This is a genomic window from Stutzerimonas sp. S1, from assembly GCF_025966695.1.
GTDB lineage: Bacteria > Pseudomonadota > Gammaproteobacteria > Pseudomonadales > Pseudomonadaceae > Stutzerimonas.
In genome coordinates this window covers 1-22,985 of sequence record NZ_JAOEIY010000006.1, presented here as the reverse complement: position 1 = coordinate 22,985, position 22,985 = coordinate 1, and the positions used below count along the sequence as shown (strand labels likewise).

Sequence of the window (22,985 nt, the reverse complement as noted above, 5' to 3'; positions counted from 1 at the left end):
CAAACAAAAGGCGCCAATCGGCGCCTTTTGTATTTTCCGGATTCGCTTACCTACCCAGCAACTTGGCCAGCCCGGCGCGCATGCTGGTCGGCGGCTCCGGCAACCGGTAGCGTTGCAGCAGCCGCGCGTTGTTCGCCCGCGAGTGGCGGATATCGCCCGAACGAGGCGCCTGATAGCTCACTGCAGGCAACCCACCCAGCACATCACCGATCGCCGCGAGCAGCTGCTTCAACGACGTAGCCTGATTCAGCCCAACATTCACTACACCCTGCTCCACTACTGGCGCTTCCAACGCCTGCACCAGCACCTCCACCAGATCACCGACATAGATGAAATCACGCGTCTGCTCACCATCACCGAACACGCTGATCGGCATGCCTTTCTGCGCGCGCCCGGTGAAGATGCTGATTACTCCCGAGTACGGCGAGGCGGGATCCTGGCGCGGACCATAGATATTGAAGAAGCGGAAGATTGCGGGCTCCAGTCCGTGCTGGCGACGATAGAAATCCAGATAGTGCTCGCTGGCGAGCTTGTCCGCTGCATAAGGCGTCAGCGGCGCCGTCGGCGTGCTTTCGTCGATGGCCTCCCCTTCGCCATTGTTGCCATACACCGCTGCACTGGAGGCGAACAGTACCCGCGTCACGCCCTCGGCGCGCATGGCCTCGCAGACATTCAGCGTGCCGATCAGATTGCTCTGGTGAGTCCCGATCGGATCTTCCACCGATGCCTGCACCGAGGCCACAGCAGCCAGATGGACCACCGCCTGACAACCGCTCATCGCCCGACGAACACAAGCGGCATCGGCGACGTCGCCCACCGCCAGCTCGACGCGCTCATCGTCCGGCAGGTTGGCGCGCTTGCCGGTCGACAGGTTGTCCAGCACCCGCACCGAATAGCCGCGCGCCAGCAACGCGTCGACGAGGTTGGAGCCGATGAAACCGGCGCCGCCGGTGACAAGGATGGGACGGTCAGCCATGACGGTAATAACGCTCCAGCAGGGAAGGCAATCCGGCACGCCAGGCGCGCGGCTTGATTCCGAAGGTATTGAAGATTTTCTTGCAAGCCAGCACGCCATGCTGCGGCTCGTCATCGGCATCCGAGCAATCCGCGTGCGCGGTCGGCTGCAGAATCTCGGCACTCAGCTGGCGATGCTTGGCAGCCTCGGCGAGGATCGCCTGTCCAACCAGCAGCGGCGTCGACGCCTCATGGCCGCCATAGTGATAGGTACCCCAGAGTGGCGCCTGACAATCGAGCTGCTTGATCACCGCCAGCAACACCCGCGCGGCATCGTCCGCCGGCGTCGGATTACCACGTCGGTCATCGGCGAGATCAATCGACTCACCTTGCTCGAGACGTTGCAGGAATCGCCCGAGGATGCCATCTGCGCTTTCGTCGAGCAGCCAGCCGAAGCGCAGCAGCACATGCCGCGGACAAAGCGCTCGGACGCTCTGCTCGAAACGGCACAGAGCCTGGCTACGCGTGTCGAGTGGTGCGACTTCGTCCTTTTCGCTGTAGGCGGTGGTCCGCGCGCCATCGAATACGCGGTAGCTCGATGGTTGCAACAGGATGAAATCGTGGTGCTGACATAGCTCCGCGAGCCTTTCGACGGCGCGTTCCTGGCTACCCAGGGCAGCTTCGTCGACCTGGCTGCTCTGGAACCAGTCGAAGTAGTAGGCCAGATTGATCACGACATCCGGACGGTTGTCATCGAGCAACTGGGTGAGGCTGGCCGCGTCCCAGCCCTGAGCGGGCGGCCGCGGTGCGAGGAAGCCAATGTCCTCCTCCGCACCGAGGCGGATGAGCGCCTGCCCCAGGGCATTGCCGCCGCCCAACAGCATCAGGCGCATTCGCATTCAGTGAAACTCTAGAAAGGGATATCGTCGTCGAAGCTGTCGTAGTCCGGTGCCGGCTGCTGCGCGGCCGGACGCTGCGACTGAGCCTGCGGGCGCGGTGCCTGCTGCGGCTCGCGCTGCGGACGCGGCTGACGTGGCGAATCGTCGGAACCGCCGCGACCACCCAGCAGCTGCATGCTGCCGTTCATATCGACCACCACCTCGGTGGTGTAGCGCTTGACGCCGTCCTTCTCCCATTCGCGGGTCTGCAAGCGACCTTCGATATAACACTGCGAACCCTTGCGCAGGTATTCACCGGCAATCTCGGCCACCTTGCCGAAAAGCACCACTCGATGCCATTCGGTACGCTCCTGAAGCTGGCCAGTCTGCTTGTCCTTCCAGCTGTCGGTGGTCGCCAGGGTAATGTTGGTTACCGCATTGCCGTTGGGCAGGTAGCGGGTTTCCGGATCACCGCCGACGTTGCCGATCAAGATGACTTTATTCACCCCTCTGGCCATGGGTAACTCCTTTCTGGAACATTGATTTGGATGGGCTCACTGAGGACACTCCAGCTGCGAGGAGCAAGCCCAATGACCGCGAATCTTACCTTACCCACCCTAGGGGGCCAACCGGCGCGAGCGGCGGCAGTCGAATCCTCGGCAAAAAGCGCGGCTACTGCACAGACAACCCGCTAGGCGAGCAGCCGGTCGAGCGCCGCACGATCCAGATGAAGGGTATCCACCTTGACGTAGGCAGCCGCCTCGTCCACAACGATCAACGCATCCGTCACACCTGGCACATCCAGCAGGCGGGCCGCCAGCCCACTGTCGGCGAGGGCGTTCGCCGACAGTGGCAGACGCAGACTGGTGACGTACGGCGGTTCACGCATGCCGAGGGCAACGCTCAGCCAAAGCGCGCAGAGCAGCGCGCAACCGAGGAATACCAGCGCCAGGCCGCCGTACTGATACAACCAACCGCCGAGGATGCCGCCCACACCGGCGCCGAGAAACTGGCTGGTGGAATACACCCCCATCGCCGTGCCCTTACCGCCGGCCGGCGCCACCTTGCTGATCAGCGAGGGCAGCGAGGCTTCGAGCAGATTGAAGGCAGTGAAGAACGCCACCATACCGACCACCAGCAGCCACAGACCGCTACCGAACTGCCAGAAGAACAGCTCGCAGGCCAACAGCGCAGCCACTGCACCGAGCAGCACCCGACGCATCTGGCGCTTCTTCTCGCCGTAGATGATGAAGGGAATCATGCCAACAAAACCGATCAGCAGGGCGGTCAAATACACCCACCAATGCTCGTCCTTGGGCAGAGCACCCTGCTCAACTAGCGCCAGCGGCAAGGCGACGAAGCTGGCCATGAGGATTGCGTGCAGCGCCAGGATGCCGAAGTCCAGACGCAGCAGTTCCGGGTGGCGCAGCGTCAGCCCGAGCGCCTGACGGGCGACCCCGGACTCGCGGTGTTTCAGATGCCCGGGCGCCCGCGGCAGCATGGCGACGATCACCCCACCTAGCAAGGCCATGCCCGCTGTGACCCAGAACAACCCGGAGAGGCCGAAGGCGCGGGTCAGTAGCGGCCCGACGACCATCGCCACAGCGAAGGACAAGCCGATGCTCATGCCGATCATCGCCATTGCCTTGGTCCGATGCTGCTCGCGGGTCAGGTCCGACAGTAGCGCCATCACCGCGGCGGAAATGGCGCCGGCGCCCTGTAATACCCGCCCTGCAATGACACCGCCGATGGAATCGGCACTCGCCGCCAGCGCCGCACCGGCGGCGAATAGCAACAGACCGACATAGATCACCGGCAAACGGCCGATGCGATCAGAAAGCATGCCGAACGGAATTTGCAGCACCGCCTGGGTCAAACCATAGGCACCGATGGCGAGGCCGATCAGCGCGGGTGTGGCGCCCTCCAGCTCCATACCGTAAGTCGCCAGCACCGGCAGGACCATGAACATGCCGAGCATGCGAAACGCAAAAACCAAAGCCAGCCCGGATGCTGCACGGGTTTCGCTGGCGTTCATGCGCTCGCTGTAAGGATCCTGCATGGAGGGTCTCGCTTGAATTAACCGGGCGGCGATTCTAACAGTCATCCCCTGCCTGGCACAGGCGCGCGCTTTTGCCGCGACTACATGCCAGCCGTATACTTCCGGGTTTTCGCCCGCCACGCGAGGCTGCTTTGGACAAGATTCTGATTCGTGGGGCTCGCACCCACAACTTGAAGAACATCGACCTGACCTTGCCGCGCGACAAGCTGATCGTGATCACTGGCCTGTCCGGCTCCGGCAAGTCCTCGCTGGCCTTCGACACGCTCTATGCAGAGGGCCAGCGTCGTTACGTCGAATCGCTGTCCGCCTACGCCCGGCAGTTCCTGTCGATGATGGAAAAGCCGGACGTCGATACCATCGAAGGTCTGTCGCCGGCCATCTCCATCGAACAAAAATCGACCTCGCATAACCCGCGCTCCACCGTCGGCACCATTACCGAGATCTACGATTACCTGCGCCTGCTCTATGCTCGGGCCGGCACGCCACGCTGCCCGGATCATGACGCGCCACTCGAGGCCCAGACCGTCAGTCAGATGGTCGACCAGGTGCTGGCGCTGCCGGAAGGGCGCAAGCTGATGCTGCTGGCCCCGGTGATCCGTGAACGCAAAGGCGAGCATCTCGCAGTATTCGACGAATTACGCGCTCAGGGTTTCGTGCGCGCGCGCATCAACGGCCGGCTGCACGAGCTGGATGAACTACCCAAGCTGGACAAGCAGAAGAAGCATTCGATTGACGTGGTAGTCGACCGCTTCAAAGTGCGCGGCGACCTGCACCAGCGCCTGGCAGAATCATTCGAGACGGCATTGAAGCTGGCCGATGGCATCGCCCTGGTCGCATCGATGGAAGAAGATGATGGCAGTGAGGACCTGATCTTCTCCGCCCGCTTCGCCTGCCCCATCTGCGGCCACTCGATCAGCGAGCTGGAACCCAAGCTGTTCTCCTTCAACAACCCGGCCGGCGCCTGCCCGACCTGCGACGGCCTGGGCGTGAAGCAGTTCTTCGATGCCAAGCGCCTGGTCAACGGCGGCCTGACGCTCGCCGAAGGTGCTATCCGCGGCTGGGATCGACGCAACGTCTACTACTTCCAGATGCTCGGCTCACTGGCCACACATTACGGTTTCAGCCTTGACGAGCCCTTCGATGCGTTGCCGGCCGAGCAGCAGAAGGTGGTGCTCTACGGTAGCGGCAAGCAAAGCGTGGAGTTTCGCTATCTGAATGATCGCGGCGATATCGTCAAGCGCTCGCACCCGTTCGAAGGCATCATCCCCAACCTCGAACGGCGCTATCGGGAAACCGAATCCAATTCGGTACGCGAGGAGCTCGCCAAATACCTCAGCACCCAGCACTGCCCGGACTGCCTAGGCACGCGCCTGCGTCGCGAGGCTCGACACGTGTGGGTCGGCGACAAGACGTTGCCGGCAGTCACCAGCCTGCCGATTGGTGACGCCACCGACTACTTCGGTGCATTGTCGTTGCCGGGGCGACGGGGCGAGATCGCCGACAAGATCCTCAAGGAGATTCGCGAACGCCTGCAGTTCCTGGTCAACGTCGGCCTCGACTACCTGACCCTCGACCGCAGTGCCGACACGCTGTCCGGCGGAGAAGCCCAGCGCATCCGCCTTGCCAGCCAGATTGGCGCCGGGCTGGTCGGCGTGATGTACATCCTCGACGAACCCTCTATCGGCCTGCATCAGCGCGACAATGAACGTCTGCTCGGTACCCTTCGCCATCTGCGCGACATCGGCAACACCGTGATCGTAGTGGAGCATGACGAGGATGCCATCCGCCTCGCCGATTACGTGGTGGATATCGGGCCTGGTGCCGGCGTGCACGGTGGCCGCATCGTCGCCGAAGGCACCCCCGACGAGGTCATGGCGCACCCGGATTCGCTCACCGGCAAATACCTGTCCGGCCGGGTGAAGATCGAATACCCGCGGCAGCGCACCCCGCGCGACCCGAAGAAACTGCTCCAGCTCAAGGGCGCGCGCGGTAACAACCTGCGCAACGTCGATCTGGAGATTCCGGTCGGCCTGCTGACCTGCATCACCGGCGTATCCGGTTCGGGCAAATCGACGCTTATCAACAACACGCTGTTCCCCATCACCGCTACCGCACTCAACGGCGCTACAACCCTCGAGGTATCGCCGCACGATTCGTTCGACGGCCTGCAGCACCTGGACAAGGTAGTGGACATCGACCAGAGCCCGATCGGCCGCACGCCGCGCTCCAATCCTGCCACCTATACCGGGTTGTTCACCCCGATACGCGAACTATTCGCCGGCGTGCCGGAAGCGCGCTCACGCGGTTATGGCCCGGGACGCTTCTCCTTCAACGTCAAGGGAGGACGCTGTGAGGCCTGCCAAGGCGATGGCGTGATCAAGGTGGAGATGCACTTCCTGCCAGACATCTATGTGCCGTGCGACGTCTGCAAGGGCAAGCGCTACAACCGCGAAACCCTGGAGGTCAAATACAAGGGCAAGAGCATTACCGAAGTGCTCGACATGACCATCGAGGAAGCGCGGGAGTTCTTCGATCCGGTGCCGGCGGTTGCGCGCAAGCTACAGACACTGATCGACGTCGGCCTGTCATACATCAAGCTTGGCCAATCGGCGACCACTCTATCCGGTGGCGAAGCGCAGCGGGTAAAACTGTCCCGCGAGCTGTCCAAGCGTGATACCGGCAAGACCCTCTACATCCTCGACGAGCCAACCACCGGCCTGCACTTCGCCGACATCCAGCAACTGCTCGATGTGTTGCATCGATTACGCGATCACGGCAACACCGTGGTAGTCATCGAACACAATCTGGACGTGATCAAGACCGCGGACTGGCTGGTTGACCTTGGCCCCGAGGGTGGCTCCAAGGGCGGCATGATCATCGCCACCGGCACTCCAGAAGAGGTGGCGGACAACCCAGTGTCACACACCGGGCATTTCCTCAAGCCACTGCTGGAGCGCGACCGCTAGCCGGCTGATCAATCCTCGGGCATTGAAGTCAGCGCCCAGCGGATACCCGCATGGACTCCGCTGCACGGCCAAACCCCGCTGGAAACACGCCCAGAGTAGGTTGCTGACCACCGCTCGACGCCTCAAAGCCACGAGCAGCCCCAAAAACAAAGAGCCCGTAGCGACCACTACGGGCTCTTTGACATCTACGCCTTGACGCAGTTATGCGGGTACTTCTGACAGCGGGATATCGAGCGCAGCCGCAATTCCTGCGCCGTACGCCGGGTCCGCCTTCAAACAGTGGCTGATGTGACGAATCTTGATGTGCCGGTCGACTCCCTGCATCGAGCGCGCCGTATTCTCGAACAGACGTTGTTGCTCATCGGCCTTCATCAGACGGAACAGATTTCCCGGCTGGGTGAAGTAGTCGGCGTCGTCGGCACGGTAGTCGTAGCGATCTGCCGCCCCCACCAATGCCAATGGCGGCTCGCTGAAGTCGGGCTGCTCCTGCCATTCACCATAGGTGTTCGGCTCGTAGTGCAGGCGCCCGCCCTGATTGCCATCGACCCGCATGGCGCCGTCGCGATGATAGCTGTGAACCGGGCAACGCGGAGCGTTCACCGGAATCTGGTGATGGTTCACGCCCAGCCGATAGCGTTGCGCATCACCGTAGGAAAACAGCCGTCCCTGCAACATCCGATCCGGCGAAAAGCTGATCCCCGGCACAACGTTTGCTGGCGTGAACGCCGCCTGCTCCACGTCCTGGAAGTAATTGTCCGGGTTGCGGTTGAGCTCGTAGTAGCCGACCTCAATCAGCGGATAGTCGGCATGCGGCCAGACCTTGGTCAGGTCGAAGGGATGGTAAGCGACCTTGGCCGCATCGGCCTCCGGCATGACCTGCACGTACATGGTCCAGCGGGGGTAATCTCCACGCTCAATCGCCTCATACAGGTCGCGCTGAGAGCTTTCACGATCATTTGCTACGATCGCTGCCGCCTCTGCATCAGTCAGATTCCGGATGCCCTGCTGAGTCCGGAAATGAAACTTCACCCAAAAGCGCTCATTGTTCGGACTGATGAAACTGTAGGTGTGCGAACCAAACCCATGCATATGGCGATAGGACGCTGGAATACCCCGATCGCCCATCACATACGTGATTTGGTGCAGAGCTTCTGGCAGACCGGTCCAGAAGTCCCAGTTGTTGTTGGCGCTGCGCATGTTGGTTCGCGGATCCCGCTTCACCGCATGATTGAGATCAGGAAACTTGAGCGGGTCACGGAAGAAGAACACCGGCGTGTTGTTGCCGACCATGTCCCAGTTGCCCTGCTCGGTGTAGAACTTCAACGCATAACCACGAATATCGCGCTCGGCATCGGCTGCGCCGCGTTCACCGGCGACGGTGGAGAAACGCGCGAACAGCGGGGTGCGCTTACCGATTTCGGAAAACAGCTTGGCCTTGGTGTAGCGCGTGATGTCATGGGTAACGACGAACTCGCCGAATGCACCCGACCCCTTGGCGTGCATGCGCCGCTCCGGAATCACCTCCCGGTCGAAGTGCGCGAGCTTCTCCAAGAACCAAACGTCCTGCAGCAACATCGGCCCCCGGCGGCCGGCGGTCATCGAGTTCTGGTTCTCCCATACCGGCGCACCGGCGACGGTCGTCAACTTGGGCTTGTCAGTCATGGCTGCTTCTCCTAGACGAATCGAATATTCCAAACCGGCAGCGAGCACCGGCTGGTTGAGCGCCATCATAGGCAGCGCACGAAATGCCGACTAATGATCAAGGTCAACGCACCTGATAGAGCAAATCTCTCAGGAATAAAAAAACCGAGCCCTGAGGCTCGGTTTCTTCTGCACCGCCGAACGTGTTACTCGGCAGCTTCCACTTCACCAGCGACCGGACGGTCAACCAGCTCGACGTAAGCCATCGGTGCATTGTCCCCAGCACGGAAACCGCACTTCAGGATGCGCAGATAGCCGCCCTGACGAGTGGCATAGCGCTTGCCCAAATCGTTGAACAGCTTGCCCACTGCCGCTTTCGAGCGAGTACGGTCGAAAGCCAGGCGACGGTTGGCAACGTTGTCTTCCTTGGCCAAAGTGATCAGCGGCTCGGCAACGCGACGCAGCTCCTTGGCCTTGGGCAGGGTAGTCTTGATCAGTTCGTGCTCGAACAGCGACACCGCCATGTTCTGGAACATGGCCTTGCGGTGGGCGCTGGTGCGGCTCAGATGACGGCCACTTTTACGATGACGCATGATTGAAATTCCTTACCAAACGTTCAGTTCGGTTACTGGGGGCGATCAGGCAGTGGCCTTATCGTCCTTCTTGAGACTTGCCGGCGGCCAGTTATCTAGGCGCATACCGAGGGACAAACCACGCGAAGCCAGAACGTCCTTGATTTCAGTCAGGGACTTCTTGCCCAGGTTCGGCGTTTTCAACAGCTCTACTTCGGTGCGCTGGATCAGATCACCGATGTAGTAGATGTTCTCTGCCTTGAGGCAGTTGGCCGAACGTACGGTCAGTTCCAAGTCATCAACCGGACGCAACAGGATCGGATCGATCTCGTCTTCCTGCTCGACAACCACCGGCTCGCTGTCGCCTTTCAGGTCGACGAACGCAGCCAGCTGCTGCTGCAGGATGGTCGCTGCACGACGGATCGCCTCTTCGGGATCCAGGGTGCCGTTGGTTTCCAGGTCAATGACCAGCTTGTCCAGGTTGGTGCGCTGCTCAACACGAGCATTCTCGACCACATAAGCCACGCGACGAACCGGGCTGAAGGTAGCGTCGAGCTGAAGACGACCGATGCTACGGCTTTCGTCTTCGTCGCTCTGACGCGCATCAGCAGGCTCGTAACCACGGCCGCGAGCGACCTTGAGCTTCATGTTGATCGAGCCGTTGGCCGCCAGATTGGCGATCAGGTGATCGCCATTGACGATTTCAACATCGTGATCCAGCTGGATATCGGCAGCGGTCACAGCGCCCGCGCCCTTCTTCACCAGGCTCAAGGTCACTTCATCACGGCCGTGCAGCTTGATGGCGATACCTTTGAGGTTGAGCAGGATTTCGATTACATCTTCCTGCACGCCCTCGATGGCGCTGTACTCGTGGAGCACACCGTCGATCTCAGCCTCGACCACAGCGCAGCCGGGCATGGAGGACAACAGAATACGACGCAGCGCGTTGCCCAGGGTGTGGCCAAAACCACGCTCGAGGGGCTCGAGAGTGATCTTGGCACGGGTCGGACTGACCACCTGCACATCGATATGGCGGGGGGTCAGGAACTCATTTACCGAACTCTGCATGGATACACCTATTTTCTAGCCCTTACTTGGAGTAGAGCTCGACAATCAGGTTTTCGTTGATGTCGGCGGACAGATCGCTGCGAGCCGGAACATTCTTGAAAACACCGGTTTTCTTGTCGGCGTCTACTTCGACCCATTCAACGCGACCGCGCTGTGCGCACAGTTCGAGGGCCTGGGCGATACGCAGCTGGTTACGGCACTTCTCGCGAACCGCAACCACGTCACCGGCCTTGACCTGGTAAGACGGGATGTTCACGGTCTGACCGTTGACGGTGATCGACTTGTGCGAGACCAGCTGGCGCGATTCGGCACGAGTGGAGCCGAAGCCCATGCGATACACGACGTTGTCCAGACGGCACTCGAGCAGCTGCAGCAGGTTCTCGCCGGTAGCACCCTTGCGGCTGGCAGCTTCCTTGTAGTAACCGCTGAACTGACGCTCCAGCACACCGTAGATGCGGCGCACCTTCTGCTTCTCGCGCAGCTGGGTGCCGTAGTCGGACAGTCGGCCACGACGCTGGCCATGCACACCCGGCGGAGTTTCAATGTTGCACTTGGATTCGAGCGCGCGCGCACCACTCTTCAGGAAGAGATCAGTGCCTTCACGACGAGACAGTTTGCACTTGGGACCAATATAACGAGCCATTCTTTACTGTCTCCTGATTACACGCGGCGCTTCTTCGGCGGACGGCACCCGTTGTGCGGGATCGGCGTCACGTCGGTGATGCTGGCGATTTTATAGCCGCAGGCGTTCAGAGCACGCACAGCGGATTCGCGACCTGGACCTGGACCCTTGACGTTAACGTCGAGGTTCTTCAGACCATACTCCAGAGCGGCCTGACCAGCACGCTCAGCGGCGATCTGGGCGGCGAACGGAGTGGACTTACGCGAGCCGCGGAAGCCCGAACCACCGGAGGTAGCCCAGGACAGCGCATTGCCCTGACGATCCGTGATGGTCACGATGGTGTTGTTGAAAGACGCGTGGATATGGGCGATGCCATCAACCACTGTCTTTTTGATTTTCTTACGAGGACGAGCAGCAGGTTTTGCCATGACTAAATTCCTGTCGATTCGCTAACGCGATTACTTGCGGATCGGCTTGCGCGGGCCCTTACGGGTACGTGCGTTGGTCTTGGTACGCTGACCGCGAACCGGCAGACCACGACGATGGCGCAGGCCGCGATAGCAACCCAGGTCCATCAAGCGCTTGATTTTCATGTTGACTTCGCGACGCAGGTCGCCCTCAACGATGAACTTGCCGACTTCGCCACGCAGCAGTTCGACCTGCTCGTCGGAAAGATCCTTGATCTTTGCTGCCGGATTTACGCCGGTAGCGGCACAGATTTCCTGCGCACGGGTGCGACCAACACCGTAGATGTAGGTCAGCGAGATAACAGTGTGCTTGTTATCCGGAATGTTGACGCCTGCAATACGGGCCATTCAGTGAAACTCCAATTGACAGCTACCTACGCCCCGGAAGCCAAGAAAAGGGCGCGAGATATTAACGCTGTAGAAACAAATATTCAACCCGGCAGCGCACTAGCTGCCGGGTTCTTACGCTTTACACAATCAGCCCTGGCGCTGCTTGTGACGCGGCTCCGCGCTGCAGATCACGCGCACGACACCGTCGCGACGGATGATCTTGCAGTTACGGCACAGCTTCTTAACCGACGCACGAACTTTCATCACCAACTCCTCGAACCTTACGAACCACTTTAGCGGAGCATGCCGCTGCCGTAGCTCTTCAGGTTGGCTTTCTTCATCAGGGAATCGTACTGGTGCGACATGAGGTGGGATTGCACTTGAGACATGAAATCCATGACTACCACCACCACGATCAGCAACGAGGTCCCGCCAAGATAGAACGGCACATTGGCTGCGACCACAAGGAACTGCGGAAGCAGGCAGACAGCCGTCATGTACAGAGCGCCGAACATGGTCAAACGAGTCAACACACCATCGATATAGCGCGCCGACTGCTCACCAGGACGAATCCCTGGGATAAACGCACCGGACTTCTTAAGATTCTCCGCAACATCCTTAGGGTTGAACATCAAGGCTGTGTAGAAGAAGCAGAAGAAAATGATACCGGCACTGAACAGCAAGATATTCAGAGGCTGGCCGGGAGCGATCGCCTGGGAAATATCAGCCAGCCAACCCATACTCTCGGACTGACCGAACCACTGACCCAACGACGCGGGGAAGAGCAGGATGCTGCTAGCAAAAATTGCCGGGATAACACCCGCCATATTCACCTTCAACGGCAGATGACTGGTCTGCGCAGCGAAAACCTTGCGGCCCTGCTGACGCTTGGCATAGTGAACAGCGATACGCCGCTGGCCACGCTCAATGAAGACCACAAAGCCGATGATCGCAACCGCCAGCAAGCCCACTGCAAGCAAGGCGATAATATTAATATCTCCCTGCCGCGCAGACTCGAAGGACTGACCTAAGGCGCCCGGCAACCCGGCGACGATCCCAGCGAAGATCAGCATGGAGATCCCATTGCCAACCCCTCGCTCAGTAATCTGCTCACCGAGCCACATCATGAACATCGCACCCGCCACGAAGGTGGTGATGGCCACGAAATAGAAGCCGAAGTCATTGTTGAATGCAACGCCTTGGCCCGCCAACCCGACCGACATACCGATAGCCTGCACGATCGCCAGCAACAACGTACCGTAACGCGTGTACTGACTGATCTTGCGACGCCCGGCCTCCCCCTCTTTCTTCAACTGCTCCAGCTGCGGGCTGACAGCGGTCATGAGCTGCATGATGATCGACGCCGAAATGTACGGCATGATTCCCAATGCAAAAATGCTCATGCGCTCCAGCGCGCCGCCGGAAAACATGTTGAACAGGCTAAGGATGGTCCCTTCGTTCTGACGGAACAGCTCGGCCAACCTGTCGGGATTGATCCCTGGCACCGGGATGTGTGCGCCAATCCGATAGACGATGATCGCCATGAACAGAAAGCGCAGACGAGCCCAGAGTTCGGACAGCCCGCCATTACTCAGCGCGGAGAGAGCACCTTGCTTAGCCATTTATTCCTCGAACTTGCCGCCAGCTGCTTCGATAGCCGCACGCGCACCCTTGGTGGCTGCGATACCCTTGAGAGTGACCGCACGACCAACCTCACCGGACAGCATAACTTTTACGCGCTGTACGTTCTGGTTGATGATGTTGGCATCTTTCAGGCTCTGCACGGAAACGACATCGCCTTCCACCTTAGCCAGTTCGGACGTACGCACCTCAGCGCGATCCATAGCCTTGAGGGAAACGAAGCCGAACTTCGGCAGGCGACGATGCAACGGCTGCTGACCACCCTCGAAACCCGGAGCAATCTTGCCACCGGAACGGGAGGTCTGACCCTTATGGCCACGGCCACCGGTCTTGCCGAGTCCGCTGCCGATACCACGACCGGGACGCAGCTTTTCGCGACGGGCACCCGGCGCAGAACGCAGATCGTTCAATTGCATGATTAGCCCTCCACACGGAGAAGGTAGTAGGCCTTGTTGATCATCCCGCGGTTTTCAGGAGTGTCCTGAACCTCAACGGTATGACCAATGCGACGCAGGCCCAAGCCCTTGACGCATGCCTTGTGATTGGCCAGACGGCCGTTCACGCTTTTGACCAGCGTGACTTTGACAGTAGCGTTAGCCATGGTTAGAGAATCTCCTCGACGCTCTTGCCACGCTTAGCAGCGACAGACTCAGGCGACTGCATAGCCTTCAGACCCTTGAACGTAGCGTGAACAACGTTAACAGGATTGGTCGAGCCATAGCACTTAGCCAGAACGTTCTGCACGCCAGCAACTTCCAAAATGGCGCGCATAGCACCACCGGCGATAACCCCGGTACCTTCGGACGCAGGTTGCATGTAGATCTTGGAAGCGCCATGCGCAGCCTTGGTTGGATACTGCAGGGTAGTGCCATTCAGGTCGACCTGGATCATGTTGCGGCGAGCCGCCTCCATGGCCTTCTGGATGGCAGCCGGCACTTCGCGGGACTTGCCACGACCGAAGCCTACACGACCCTTTCCGTCACCAACGACAGTCAGGGCGGTGAAGGTGAAGATACGGCCACCCTTTACGGTTTTTGCGACGCGGTTAACTTGAACCAGCTTCTCGATGTAGCCTTCGTCGCGCTTTTGCTCGTTATTTGCCATAACTTAGAACTCCAGCCCGCCTTCACGAGCAGCATCGGCCAGTGCCTTGACACGACCGTGGTACTTGAAGCCAGAACGGTCGAATGCAACCTGCGTTACACCAGCGGCTTTTGCACGCTCGGCAACCAGCTCGCCAACTTTCTTGGCCGCGTCGACATTGCCAGTGGCGCCATCACGCAGTGCTTTGTCCAAGGTAGAGGCGCTGGCCAGAACCTTGCCGCCATCGGCCGAAATGACCTGGGCGTAGATGTGCTGCGAAGAGCGATACACGCACAAACGCACGGCTTCGAGCTCGTGCATTTTCAGGCGTGCTTTGCGAGCGCGACGCAGTCGAGTAACTTTTTTGTCGGTCATTTGCTATGCCCTACTTCTTCTTGGCTTCTTTACGACGGACGACTTCATCCGCGTAACGAACACCCTTGCCCTTATAAGGTTCAGGGCGACGGAAATCGCGAATCTCCGCAGCGACCTGACCAACCAGTTGCTTGTCGACACCCTTGATCAGGATCTCGGTCTGGTTCGGGGTTTCGGCAACCACACCTTCCGGCAACGCGTAGTCGATCGGATGGGAGAAACCGAGCGCGAGGTTCAGCACCTGACCTTTGGCTTGCGCCTTGTAACCAACACCAACCAGCTGAAGCTTGCGCTCGAAGCCCTGGCTAACGCCGATCACCATATTGTTGACCAGCGCACGAGTGGTACCAGCCATGGCGCGAGTCTGCTGATCACCATTACGACCAGCAAAGCGCAGTTCGCCGGCTTCTTGGATCACTTCCACAGACGGGTGAACATTCAGTTCGAGAGCGCCTTTTGCGCCCTTCACCGAAAGCTGCTGACCAGACATCTTGATTTCAACGCCAGCGGGCAGCTTGACGGGGTTCTTAGCAACGCGAGACATGCTTATCCCCCCCTTAGAACACAGTGCAAAGCACTTCGCCGCCAACACCAGCAGCGCGAGCAGCACGATCAGTCATCACACCCTTGTTGGTGGAAACGATCGACACACCCAGGCCACCGCGTACTTTCGGCAACTGGTCAACGGACTTGTACTGGCGCAGGCCAGGACGACTTACGCGCTTGAGTTCTTCGATGACCGGACGGCCTTCGAAGTACTTCAGCTCGATGGACAGCTGCGGCTTGGCATCACCACTGACCTGGTATCCCGCGATATAGCCTTCGCCCTGAAGAACATTGGCTACCGCCACCTTCAGCGTGGAAGACGGCATGCTTACGACGGACTTTTCGGCCATCTGGGCATTACGGATACGAGTTAGCATGTCCGCTAACGGGTCCTGCATACTCATGGGCTCTTAGCTCCTAAAACAAAAAAATAAGCCTTGACGGCTCGTGTCGCCAATGGACAAACCCGGCAAAGTGCGAGGCTCAGGCGAGCCGGACATTCTAGAGAGTCGCCATAAGCGAATCAAGCCCCGCAAGGGGCTTGATCGAAAAACAAACAGGACCCGAAGGTCCTGTTTGTCTTGTTACCAGCTGGCCTTGACCAGACCGGGAACGTCACCGCGCATTGCAGCCTGGCGCAGCATGTTGCGCGCCAAACCAAACTTGCGGTAAACGCCATGCGGACGTCCAGTCAGACGGCAGCGGTTGCGCAGGCGCGACGCGCTTGCGTCGCGGGGTTGCTTCTGTAGAGCCACCTGAGCTTCCCAGCGCGCTTCCGGACTGGATTCCGGATTGGCAATGACTGCTTTCAGTGCTGCGCGCTTCTGGGCGAACTTGGCAACCGTTTGCTGACGCTTCAGCTCACGGTTCTTCATGCTTTGCTTAGCCATGTGCCTACTCCAATCAGTTACGGAACGGGAAGTTGAAGGCACGCAGCAGCGCGCGACCCTCTTCATCCGTCCGAGCAGTAGTGGTCAGAGTGATATCCAGACCACGCAGGGCATCGATCTTGTCGTAATCGATTTCCGGGAAGATGATCTGCTCTTTGACGCCCATGCTGTAATTGCCACGACCATCAAAGGACTTGGCATTCAGGCCACGGAAGTCGCGAACCCGCGGAAGCGAAATGGACAGCAGACGATCAAGAAACTCGTACATACGCTCGCGACGCAGAGTTACTTTGACGCCGATCGGCCAACCTTCGCGAACCTTGAAGCCCGCAATGGACTTGCGAGCATGGGTCACAACGACCTTCTGGCCAGTGATCTTCTCCAGATCAGCAACTGCGTTGTCGATGATCTTCTTGTCACCGATCGCTTCGCCGATACCCATATTGAGGGTGATCTTGGTAATGCGCGGAACTTCCATCACGTTACTGAGCTGAAGTTCTTCCTTCAGCTTGGGCGCGATTTCCTTCCGATAAACTTCTTTTAGTCGTGCCATGGTTATCTACCTAGCAGTCTCAAGCGCCAACCGGCTTCTGGGTCGACTTGAAGACACGGATTTTCTTGCCGTCTTCAACCTTGAAGCCAACGCGGTCTGCCTTGTTGGTTTCGCCGTTGAAAATGGCGACGTTGGAGACGTGCAGAGGCGCCTCCTTCTCGACGATACCGCCCTGAACGCCGGACATCGGGTTCGGCTTGGTATGGCGCTTGACCAGGTTGACTCCACCGACGACCACACGGCCGTCAGCGAGAACCTTGAGCACCTTTCCGCGCTTGCCCTTGTCTTTGCCGGCGATGACGACGATCTCGTCGTCGCGACGAATCTTTTGCATGCGGCTACTCCTTACAGCACTTCAGGGGCGAGCGAGACGATCTTCATGAACTTCTCGGAACGAAGCTCACGAGTCACCGGCCCAAAGATACGGGTGCCGATAGGCTCCTGCTTATTGTTCAGCAGAACAGCAGCATTGCCATCGAAGCGGATGATGGAACCATCGGGACGGCGCACACCGTGACGGGTGCGGACTACCACAGCAGTCATCACCTGGCCTTTCTTGACCTTGCCACGCGGAATCGCTTCCTTGACGGTAACTTTAATAATGTCGCCGATGCCGGCGTAACGGCGGTGCGAACCGCCGAGCACCTTGATACACATGACGCGACGAGCGCCACTGTTATCAGCCACATCGAGCATGGATTGAGTCTGAATCATATAATTTCTCCGACCCCTAGCCCTTAAACTTCAACAGCGCGTTCAACGACATCAACCAGCATCCAGGTCTTGGTCTTAGCCAGCGGACGAGTCTCGCGGATAGTGACCTTGTCGCCGATGCGGCACTGGTTGGTTTCGTCGTGAGCGTGCAGCTTGGTCGAACGCTTAACGTATTTACCGTAGATCGGGTGCTTGACGCGACGCTCGATCAGAACGGTGATGGTCTTGTCCATCTTGTCGCTGACGACGCGGCCGGTCAGCGTGCGGACGGTTTTCTGAGCTTCAGCCATGATCACTTACCTGCCTGCTGGTTGAGCACAGTCTTGACACGAGCGATGTCGCGCTTGACTTGCGAGAGCAGGTGAGACTGCCCCAACTGGCCAGTCGCTTTCTGCATACGCAGATTGAACTGGTCGCGCAGCAGCTCGAGCAGTTGCTCGTTCAGCTGCTGAGCGGATTTTTCACGAAGTTCATTCGCTTTCATCACATCACCGTCCGCTTAACAAAGGAGGTGGCGAGCGGCAGCTTCGCAGCTGCCAAGGCAAATGCCTCACGCGCCAGCTCTTCGGAAACACCCTCGATCTCGTAGAGCACCTTGCCCGGCTGAATCTGGGCTACCCAGTACTCGACGCTACCCTTACCTTTACCCATACGAACTTCGAGGGGCTTCTTGGTAACCGGCTTATCGGGGAACACGCGGATCCAGATCTTGCCGCCACGCTTAACGTGACGGGTGAGGGCACGACGTGCAGCCTCGATCTGACGCGCGGTCAAACGACCACGGGAAACAGACTTCAGTGCGAACTCGCCGAAGCTGACCTTGCTACCGCGCTGAGCCAGACCACGGTTGTGGCCAGTCATCTGCTTACGGAATTTTGTACGCTTGGGTTGCAACATTTGGCGTACCCCTTACTTAGCAGCTTTTTTACGAGGCGCAGGCGCTTGCGGCTTGAGCTCTTCATGGCGACCACCAATCACTTCGCCTTTGAAGATCCATACCTTGACGCCAATCACACCGTAAGTGGTGTGCGCTTCGTAAGTGTTGTAATCGATATCGGCACGCAGGGTGTGCAGCGGCACACGCCCTTCGCGATACCACTCGGTACGGGCAATTTCAGCCCCACCCAGACGACCACTGACCTGGATCTTGATGCCTTTGGCACCAATGCGCATGGCATTCTGTACGGCGCGCTTCATGGCGCGACGGAACATCACGCGACGCTCCAGCTGCTGAGCAACGCTCTGTGCAACCAGCATTGCGTCGAGCTCCGGCTTGCGGATCTCTTCGATATTGATGTGCACAGGCACACCCATTTGCTTGGTCAGGTCCTGACGCAGCTTCTCAACATCTTCACCCTTCTTGCCGATCACGATGCCGGGACGAGCGGTGTGGATGGTGATGCGTGCGGTTTGAGCCGGGCGATGGATATCGATACGGCTTACGGACGCGCTTTTTAGTTTGTCTTGGAGGTACTCACGCACGTTCAGATCTGCAAGCAGATAGTCTGCATACGTACGGCCGTCTGCGTACCAGACGGAGGTGTGCTCCTTGACGATTCCCAGGCGAATGCCAGTGGGATGTACTTTCTGACCCATCTGATCGACTCCGTTACTTGTCCGCAACCTTGACAGTGATATGGCAAGACCGCTTGACGATGCGATCAGCGCGGCCTTTGGCACGCGGCATGATGCGCTTAAGCGAACGCCCCTCGTTGACGAAGACGGTGGAGACCTTGAGGTCATCCACATCAGCGCCTTCGTTGTGCTCGGCGTTGGCAACGGCCGACTCCAGCACCTTCTTCATGATCTCGGCGGCTTTCTTGCTGCTGAAAGCCAGGAGGTTGAGCGCTTCGCCCACCTTCTTCCCGCGGATCTGGTCGGCGACCAGGCGGGCTTTCTGGGCGGAGATGCGAGCGCCCGACAACTTAGCGGCTACTTCCATCTTTCCTTACCCCTTAGCGCTTGCCTTTCTTGTCCGCTACGTGCCCACGATAGGTACGGGTAGCAGCGAACTCGCCGAGTTTATGGCCGACCATGTCTTCGTTCACGAGAACCGGGACATGCTGACGACCGTTATGTACAGCGATGGTCAGACCGACCATTTGCGGCAGGATCATCGAACGACGCGACCAGGTTTTAACCGGCTTGCGATCATTCTTTTCCACCGCCGCTTCGACCTTCTTCAGTAGGTGAAGATCGATAAAAGGACCTTTTTTCAGAGAACGCGGCACTGTCGTATCCCTCTAGTTACTTGCGACGACGGACGATCATGTTATCGGTGCGCTTGTTAGTGCGGGTCTTCGCGCCCTTAGTCGGGAAGCCCCATGGCGACACCGGATGACGACCACCGGAGGTACGACCTTCACCACCACCGTGCGGGTGATCGACCGGGTTCATCGCGACACCACGGACGGTAGGACGAATGCCCTTCCAGCGTTTGGCACCGGCCTTACCCAGCGAGCGCAGACTGTGCTCGGAGTTCGAGACTTCGCCCAGGGTCGCACGGCACTCGGCCAGCACCTTGCGCATCTCACCGGAACGCAGACGCAGGGTCACGTAGGCGCCTTCACGCGCTACCAGCTGAGCCGAAGCACCCGCCGAACGCGCAATCTGAGCACCCTTACCCGGCTTCAGCTCGATACCGTGAACGGTGGAACCCAGCGGAATGTTGCGTAGCGGCAGGCTGTTGCCGGCCTTGATCGGCGCATTAACACCCGAAAGCAGTTGATCGCCGGCACTCACACCCTTCGGCGCGATGATGTAGCGACGCTCGCCGTCGGCATACTTGAGCAGCGCGATATGCGCAGTACGGTTTGGATCATATTCGACGCGCTCGACGATGGCAGGAATGCCATCCTTGTTGCGACGAAAATCGACCAGACGGTAATGCTGCTTGTGACCACCGCCAATGTGGCGAGTGGTGATACGGCCGTTATTGTTACGACCACCGGACTTCGACTTCTTCTCGAGCAGCGGAGCATAAGGAGCGCCTTTGTGCAGCTCCTGACCCACCACCTTGACCACAAAGCGGCGGCCCGCGGAAGTCGGTTTGCATTTAACGATTGCCATGATGCACCCCTTCCTTACTCAGCACTGCCGGAGAAATCGAGATCCTGGCCCGGCTGAAGCGCGATGTACGCTTTCTTCCAGTCGTTGCGCTTGCCCAGGCCGCGAGCGGTACGCTTGGTCTTGCCCTGGACATTAAGGGTATTGACGGTAGCGACCTTCACGTTGAACAGGCTTTCGACGGCCTTCTTGATTTCCAGCTTGGTTGCATCAGTTGCAACCTTGAAAACAAACTGGCTCTTGCTGTCAGCCAGCACGGTTGCCTTCTCGGAGACGTGCGGACCAAGCAGGACTTTGAATACGCGTTCCTGGTTCATCCCAGCAGCTCCTCGAATTTCTTCACAGCCGACACGGTGATCAACACCTTGTCATAGGCGATCAGGCTAACCGGATCCGAACCCTGCACGTCACGCACATCCACATGCGGCAGATTGCGAGCGGCGAGGTACAGATTCTGATCGACAGCCTCGGAAACGATCAGCACGTCGTTCAGACCCATGCCATTCAGCTTGCTGGCAAGCACCTTGGTCTTCGGCGCATCGACGGCGAAGTCCTCGACAACAACCAGCCGCTCCGAACGAACGAGCTCAGCAAGGATGGAACGCAGCGCTGCGCGATACATCTTCTTGTTCAGCTTCTGATCGTGATTCTGCGGACGCGCAGCGAAGGTCACACCACCACCACGCCAGATCGGCCCACGGCTGGTACCGGCACGAGCACGACCGGTGCCCTTCTGACGCCACGGGCGCTTACCGCCACCGGAAACGTCCGAACGGGTCTTCTGCTGCTTGCTGCCCTGACGACCGCCAGCCATGTAGGCGACTACAGCCTGATGCACCAGCGTCTCGTTGAACTCGCCACCAAAGGCGCGATCGGAGACTTCGATGGCCTGTGCGCCATTTACATTCAATTGCATGTGAACTCCCCCTTAACCGCGAGCCTTGGCGGCCGGACGCACGAGCACGTCACCACCAGTGGCGCCGGGCACTGCACCCTTCACCAAAAGCAGGTTCCGCTCAGCATCGACACGCACGATTTCCAGAGACTGCACGGTTACGCGCTCGGCGCCCATGTGCCCGGACATCTTCTTGCCCTTGAATACACGACCTGGAGTCTGGCACTGACCGATAGAGCCCGGGACGCGGTGGGATACGGAGTTACCGTGGGTATTGTCCTGACCACGGAAGTTCCAGCGCTTGATGGTACCGGCAAAGCCTTTACCCTTGGACTGCCCGGTGACATCCACCAGCTGCCCTGCCTGGAAAATCTCGGCATTGATCTGATCACCAACCTGGAACTCCTCACCATCGAGGCGGAATTCCCAGACGCCACGACCTGCAGCAACATTCGCCTTGGCGAAGTGACCGGCCTGAGCCTTGGTGACACGGGACGCGCGACGCTCGCCGACAGTGACCTGCACTGCACGGTAGCCATCGCTCTCTTCATTCTTGAACTGAGTGACGCGATTCGGCTCGATCTCGATGACCGTAACCGGAATAGAGACACCATCCTCGGTGAAAACGCGGGTCATGCCGCATTTACGACCGACTACACCAATAGTCATTTTGAAACCTCTTGAGTGTACGGGGCTTTCACCCGCTATGGCCGCCCATTTCAGAGCGTTACACGACTAAAACTCCAAGGTTTTAGCCGAGGCTGATCTGCACTTCCACACCAGCCGCAAGATCGAGCTTCATCAGCGCATCGACGGTTTTGTCGGTTGGCTGAACGATGTCCAGCACGCGCTTATGGGTTCGAATTTCATACTGATCGCGCGCGTCCTTATTGACGTGCGGAGAAACCAGCACAGTGAACCGCTCTTTGCGGGTTGGCAGCGGAATCGGACCACGCACCTGAGCACCAGTACGTTTCGCGGTTTCCACGATTTCCTGGGTTGATTGATCGATCAGGCGATGGTCAAAAGCCTTCAACCGAATACGGATTTGTTGGTTTTGCATTTTGACCTCAGACTCCAAGTAGCCACCCTACCAGGCGCAATACCCCCGGTAAAAGGAGGCGCAATTGTACGGATGCGCCCATAGGGTGTCAATAAATGATCAACAATAGAAAAAGGCCCCGAAGGGGCCTTTTTCATCATCGACAAATATTACTCGACGATCTTGGCAACCACACCGGCGCCAACGGTACGACCGCCTTCGCGAATTGCGAAGCGCAGGCCGTCTTCCATAGCGATCGGCTTGATCAGGGTGACAACCATTTTCACGTTGTCGCCCGGCATCACCATCTCAACGCCCTCCGGCAGCTCGCACGAACCGGTCACGTCAGTGGTACGGAAGTAGAACTGCGGACGATAGCCCTTGAAGAACGGGGTGTGACGACCACCTTCTTCCTTGGACAGTACGTACACTTCAGCTTCGAACTTGGTGTGCGGCTTGATGGTGCCCGGCTTGGCCAGAACCTGGCCACGCTCGACGTCATCACGCTTGGTACCGCGCAGCAGGACGCCGCAGTTCTCACCGGCCCGACCTTCGTCCAGCAGCTTGCGGAACATTTCCACGCCGGTGCAGGTGGTCTTGGTGGTCGGACGCAGACCGACGAT

Annotated in this window: 35 protein-coding genes; 1 reads left to right on the top strand and 34 read right to left on the bottom strand. The window is 59.1% G+C overall.

What is annotated here, in order from left to right:
- Positions 1–46 precede the first annotated feature (46 nt).
- From N8H22_RS13660 to N8H22_RS13645, 4 genes are all read right to left on the bottom strand, one after another.
- A complete protein-coding gene (locus N8H22_RS13660) occupies positions 47–976 on the bottom strand; it encodes an NAD-dependent epimerase/dehydratase family protein (protein WP_264591056.1) in 930 nt (309 codons plus the stop codon).
- The gene (locus tag N8H22_RS13655; protein ID WP_264591055.1) at positions 969–1,853 is read right to left on the bottom strand and encodes an NAD(P)-dependent oxidoreductase; all 885 of its coding nucleotides are present in this window, start codon (positions 1,851–1,853) and stop codon (positions 969–971) included. Before N8H22_RS13655 ends, N8H22_RS13660 begins: the two co-directional genes overlap by 8 nt.
- Before the next feature lie 11 nt (positions 1,854–1,864).
- Complete coding sequence (locus tag N8H22_RS13650) at positions 1,865–2,350, bottom strand: single-stranded DNA-binding protein (RefSeq protein ID WP_264591054.1); 486 nt, start codon at positions 2,348–2,350, stop codon at positions 1,865–1,867.
- Positions 2,351–2,523: 173 nt separating this feature from the next.
- A complete protein-coding gene (locus N8H22_RS13645; RefSeq protein WP_264591053.1) occupies positions 2,524–3,891 on the bottom strand; it encodes an MFS transporter in 1,368 nt (455 codons plus the stop codon).
- Positions 3,892–4,022: 131 nt separating this feature from the next.
- Between N8H22_RS13645 and uvrA the strand changes: the two genes are divergently transcribed.
- Positions 4,023–6,857, top strand: coding sequence for an excinuclease ABC subunit UvrA (uvrA, locus tag N8H22_RS13640; RefSeq protein ID WP_264591052.1), 2,835 nt, complete (start codon positions 4,023–4,025; stop codon positions 6,855–6,857).
- A gap of 201 nt (positions 6,858–7,058) precedes the next feature.
- Here the strand turns inward: uvrA and N8H22_RS13635 are convergent, their stop codons facing one another.
- From N8H22_RS13635 to N8H22_RS13490, 30 genes are all read right to left on the bottom strand, one after another.
- A complete protein-coding gene (locus N8H22_RS13635; RefSeq protein ID WP_264591051.1) occupies positions 7,059–8,519 on the bottom strand; it encodes a catalase in 1,461 nt (486 codons plus the stop codon).
- A gap of 185 nt (positions 8,520–8,704) precedes the next feature.
- Positions 8,705–9,091 (bottom strand): 50S ribosomal protein L17, encoded by a 387-nt coding sequence (gene rplQ / locus N8H22_RS13630; RefSeq protein ID WP_264591050.1) that lies wholly within the window; start codon positions 9,089–9,091, stop codon positions 8,705–8,707.
- A gap of 45 nt (positions 9,092–9,136) precedes the next feature.
- On the bottom strand, positions 9,137–10,138 hold the full coding sequence (rpoA, locus tag N8H22_RS13625; RefSeq protein ID WP_003289187.1) for a DNA-directed RNA polymerase subunit alpha: 1,002 nt from the start codon (positions 10,136–10,138) through the stop codon (positions 9,137–9,139).
- A 22-nt stretch (positions 10,139–10,160) separates the two neighbouring features.
- The gene (gene rpsD / locus N8H22_RS13620) at positions 10,161–10,781 is read right to left on the bottom strand and encodes a 30S ribosomal protein S4 (protein ID WP_264591049.1); all 621 of its coding nucleotides are present in this window, start codon (positions 10,779–10,781) and stop codon (positions 10,161–10,163) included.
- A gap of 17 nt (positions 10,782–10,798) precedes the next feature.
- On the bottom strand, positions 10,799–11,188 hold the full coding sequence (gene rpsK / locus N8H22_RS13615) for a 30S ribosomal protein S11 (RefSeq protein WP_264591048.1): 390 nt from the start codon (positions 11,186–11,188) through the stop codon (positions 10,799–10,801).
- Positions 11,189–11,218: 30 nt separating this feature from the next.
- On the bottom strand, positions 11,219–11,575 hold the full coding sequence (rpsM, locus tag N8H22_RS13610) for a 30S ribosomal protein S13 (protein ID WP_003289190.1): 357 nt from the start codon (positions 11,573–11,575) through the stop codon (positions 11,219–11,221).
- Between the two features lie 129 nt (positions 11,576–11,704).
- Positions 11,705–11,821: a 50S ribosomal protein L36 gene (gene rpmJ / locus N8H22_RS13605; protein WP_003281814.1), complete on the bottom strand. Its 117-nt coding sequence runs from the start codon at positions 11,819–11,821 to the stop codon at positions 11,705–11,707.
- Positions 11,822–11,850: 29 nt separating this feature from the next.
- The gene (secY, locus tag N8H22_RS13600; RefSeq protein WP_264591047.1) at positions 11,851–13,179 is read right to left on the bottom strand and encodes a preprotein translocase subunit SecY; all 1,329 of its coding nucleotides are present in this window, start codon (positions 13,177–13,179) and stop codon (positions 11,851–11,853) included.
- On the bottom strand, positions 13,180–13,614 hold the full coding sequence (gene rplO / locus N8H22_RS13595; protein WP_019339965.1) for a 50S ribosomal protein L15: 435 nt from the start codon (positions 13,612–13,614) through the stop codon (positions 13,180–13,182). It lies immediately after the preceding gene.
- Between the two features lie 2 nt (positions 13,615–13,616).
- A complete protein-coding gene (gene rpmD / locus N8H22_RS13590) occupies positions 13,617–13,799 on the bottom strand; it encodes a 50S ribosomal protein L30 (protein WP_003289195.1) in 183 nt (60 codons plus the stop codon).
- Between the two features lie 2 nt (positions 13,800–13,801).
- Positions 13,802–14,302, bottom strand: coding sequence for a 30S ribosomal protein S5 (gene rpsE, locus N8H22_RS13585; protein WP_037043288.1), 501 nt, complete (start codon positions 14,300–14,302; stop codon positions 13,802–13,804).
- A 3-nt stretch (positions 14,303–14,305) separates the two neighbouring features.
- Positions 14,306–14,656: a 50S ribosomal protein L18 gene (rplR, locus tag N8H22_RS13580; RefSeq protein WP_264591046.1), complete on the bottom strand. Its 351-nt coding sequence runs from the start codon at positions 14,654–14,656 to the stop codon at positions 14,306–14,308.
- A 10-nt stretch (positions 14,657–14,666) separates the two neighbouring features.
- Positions 14,667–15,200: a 50S ribosomal protein L6 gene (gene rplF, locus N8H22_RS13575; protein ID WP_264591045.1), complete on the bottom strand. Its 534-nt coding sequence runs from the start codon at positions 15,198–15,200 to the stop codon at positions 14,667–14,669.
- Between the two features lie 13 nt (positions 15,201–15,213).
- Positions 15,214–15,606, bottom strand: a complete 393-nt coding sequence (gene rpsH, locus N8H22_RS13570) for a 30S ribosomal protein S8 (protein ID WP_003293036.1) — start codon at positions 15,604–15,606, stop codon at positions 15,214–15,216.
- Positions 15,607–15,786: 180 nt separating this feature from the next.
- Positions 15,787–16,092: a 30S ribosomal protein S14 gene (rpsN, locus tag N8H22_RS13565; protein WP_264591044.1), complete on the bottom strand. Its 306-nt coding sequence runs from the start codon at positions 16,090–16,092 to the stop codon at positions 15,787–15,789.
- Between the two features lie 13 nt (positions 16,093–16,105).
- Entirely contained in the window at positions 16,106–16,645 is a 540-nt protein-coding gene (gene rplE, locus N8H22_RS13560) for a 50S ribosomal protein L5 (RefSeq protein ID WP_264591043.1), read from the bottom strand.
- Between the two features lie 19 nt (positions 16,646–16,664).
- Positions 16,665–16,979, bottom strand: a complete 315-nt coding sequence (gene rplX / locus N8H22_RS13555; RefSeq protein ID WP_264591042.1) for a 50S ribosomal protein L24 — start codon at positions 16,977–16,979, stop codon at positions 16,665–16,667.
- Positions 16,980–16,990: 11 nt separating this feature from the next.
- The gene (rplN, locus tag N8H22_RS13550) at positions 16,991–17,359 is read right to left on the bottom strand and encodes a 50S ribosomal protein L14 (protein ID WP_003289207.1); all 369 of its coding nucleotides are present in this window, start codon (positions 17,357–17,359) and stop codon (positions 16,991–16,993) included.
- Positions 17,360–17,382: 23 nt separating this feature from the next.
- Complete coding sequence (rpsQ, locus tag N8H22_RS13545; protein WP_003281832.1) at positions 17,383–17,649, bottom strand: 30S ribosomal protein S17; 267 nt, start codon at positions 17,647–17,649, stop codon at positions 17,383–17,385.
- A 2-nt stretch (positions 17,650–17,651) separates the two neighbouring features.
- Positions 17,652–17,843 carry a 50S ribosomal protein L29 gene (gene rpmC, locus N8H22_RS13540; protein ID WP_003289209.1) on the bottom strand — a complete coding sequence of 64 codons (192 nt, stop codon included), beginning with the start codon at positions 17,841–17,843 and terminating at the stop codon, positions 17,652–17,654.
- A complete protein-coding gene (gene rplP, locus N8H22_RS13535) occupies positions 17,843–18,256 on the bottom strand; it encodes a 50S ribosomal protein L16 (RefSeq protein ID WP_003281836.1) in 414 nt (137 codons plus the stop codon). The genes rpmC and rplP overlap by 1 nt, the downstream gene beginning before the upstream one ends.
- A 12-nt stretch (positions 18,257–18,268) precedes the next feature.
- On the bottom strand, positions 18,269–18,955 hold the full coding sequence (gene rpsC, locus N8H22_RS13530; protein WP_003289210.1) for a 30S ribosomal protein S3: 687 nt from the start codon (positions 18,953–18,955) through the stop codon (positions 18,269–18,271).
- Between the two features lie 13 nt (positions 18,956–18,968).
- A complete protein-coding gene (gene rplV / locus N8H22_RS13525; protein WP_003103908.1) occupies positions 18,969–19,301 on the bottom strand; it encodes a 50S ribosomal protein L22 in 333 nt (110 codons plus the stop codon).
- A 13-nt stretch (positions 19,302–19,314) separates the two neighbouring features.
- Positions 19,315–19,590, bottom strand: a complete 276-nt coding sequence (rpsS, locus tag N8H22_RS13520) for a 30S ribosomal protein S19 (RefSeq protein WP_264591041.1) — start codon at positions 19,588–19,590, stop codon at positions 19,315–19,317.
- 16 nt (positions 19,591–19,606) lie between these two features.
- Positions 19,607–20,428, bottom strand: coding sequence for a 50S ribosomal protein L2 (gene rplB / locus N8H22_RS13515; RefSeq protein ID WP_264591040.1), 822 nt, complete (start codon positions 20,426–20,428; stop codon positions 19,607–19,609).
- A gap of 14 nt (positions 20,429–20,442) precedes the next feature.
- On the bottom strand, positions 20,443–20,742 hold the full coding sequence (gene rplW / locus N8H22_RS13510) for a 50S ribosomal protein L23 (protein ID WP_003289212.1): 300 nt from the start codon (positions 20,740–20,742) through the stop codon (positions 20,443–20,445).
- Positions 20,739–21,341: a 50S ribosomal protein L4 gene (gene rplD, locus N8H22_RS13505; protein ID WP_264591039.1), complete on the bottom strand. Its 603-nt coding sequence runs from the start codon at positions 21,339–21,341 to the stop codon at positions 20,739–20,741. The genes rplW and rplD overlap by 4 nt, the downstream gene beginning before the upstream one ends.
- 12 nt (positions 21,342–21,353) lie before the next feature.
- Positions 21,354–21,989, bottom strand: coding sequence for a 50S ribosomal protein L3 (gene rplC, locus N8H22_RS13500; protein ID WP_264591038.1), 636 nt, complete (start codon positions 21,987–21,989; stop codon positions 21,354–21,356).
- A gap of 82 nt (positions 21,990–22,071) precedes the next feature.
- Positions 22,072–22,383, bottom strand: coding sequence for a 30S ribosomal protein S10 (gene rpsJ, locus N8H22_RS13495; protein ID WP_003186070.1), 312 nt, complete (start codon positions 22,381–22,383; stop codon positions 22,072–22,074).
- A 149-nt stretch (positions 22,384–22,532) separates the two neighbouring features.
- Positions 22,533–22,985 (bottom strand): EF-Tu/IF-2/RF-3 family GTPase (locus N8H22_RS13490; RefSeq protein WP_264591037.1); only part of this gene is annotated, 453 nt, incomplete at its 5' end.